This window comes from Streptomyces sp. AcH 505, assembly GCF_000818175.1.
Classification (GTDB): domain Bacteria; phylum Actinomycetota; class Actinomycetes; order Streptomycetales; family Streptomycetaceae; genus Streptomyces.
This window is the reverse complement of record NZ_JTIY01000001.1, coordinates 2,386,627-2,387,777: the sequence shown is the minus strand read 5'-3', so window position 1 is coordinate 2,387,777 and position 1,151 is coordinate 2,386,627. Positions and strand designations below refer to the sequence as shown.

Genomic DNA, 1,151 nt, shown 5'->3' with positions numbered 1-1,151 from the left:
GGACCCCGACGAAGCGCACCCACCGCAGGGACGAGGACGAAGCCGCGGCCCCGCGCCGCCGTCCCGTGCGGCGCGAGCGCCACTGACACCCGCCGCCCAGCAGCGCGGAAGCCCCCGCCCCGACCGGTACGTACGGTCGGTACGGGGGCTCCGTCGCGCTCCGGGGACGTCGGCCCCAGGTGATCAGCCCCAGGTGATCAGGCGCTTCGGCTGCTCCAGGACCGCCGCGATGTCCGCGAGCACCTTCGACCCCAACTCGCCGTCGACCAGCCGGTGGTCGAAGGAGAGTGCCAGCGTGGTGACCTGACGGGGCTTCACCTTGCCCTTGTGGACCCACGGTTGGGGCTTGATCGCACCGACGGCCAGGATCGCGGACTCGCCGGGGTTGAGGATCGGCGTGCCCGTGTCGACGCCGAAGACGCCGACGTTGGTGATGGTGACCGTACCGCCCTGCATGGCGGCGGGCGTCGTACGGCCCTCCCGGGCCGTGGACACCAGTTCGCCCAGGGACTGGGCGAGTTGGGGCAGGGTCTTGTCGTGCGCGTCCTTGATGTTGGGGACGAGCAGACCGCGCGGCGTGGCCGCAGCAATGCCCAGGTTGACGTAGTGCTTGAGCACGATCTCCTGACGGGCCTCGTCCCACGACGCGTTGACGTCCGGGTGCCGCTTGACGGCCACCAGGAACGCCTTGGCCACGAGCAGCAGCGGGTTGACCCGCAGACCCGCCATGTCCTTGTCCGACTTGAGCTCTTCGACGAGCTTCATCGTGCGGGTCACGTCGACGGTGATGAACTCGGTGACATGCGGCGCGCTGAACGCGCTGCCCACCATCGCCGCCGCCGTCGCCTTGCGTACGCCCTTGACCGGGACCCGGGTCTCCCGGGCACCCGGCTGGACGGCCGGTGCCGGCTCCGCCACGGCAGCGGCAGCATCAGCGGCGGGGGGCGCGACAGCGGTCACCGGTGCCGGGGCGGCGGTCGCCGCGCGGATGTCGTCGCGCGTGATGATCCCGTCCGGGCCGGTCGGGATGATCGTCGCCAGATCGACGCCGAGGTCCTTCGCCAGCTTGCGCACCGGCGGCTTCGCCAGCGGACGCCCGGCCGCGACAGGCGCGACCGGCTCGGGAGCCACCGGCTCGGCCACCGGAGCCG

The 1,151-nt window shown here is 72.4% G+C and carries 1 protein-coding gene; it reads right to left on the bottom strand.

The features are described from left to right. Positions 1-183: 183 nt before the first annotated feature. Positions 184-1,151: dihydrolipoamide acetyltransferase family protein (locus HY68_RS11040; RefSeq protein ID WP_063779632.1), on the bottom strand; the 968-nt coding region annotated here is incomplete at its 5' end.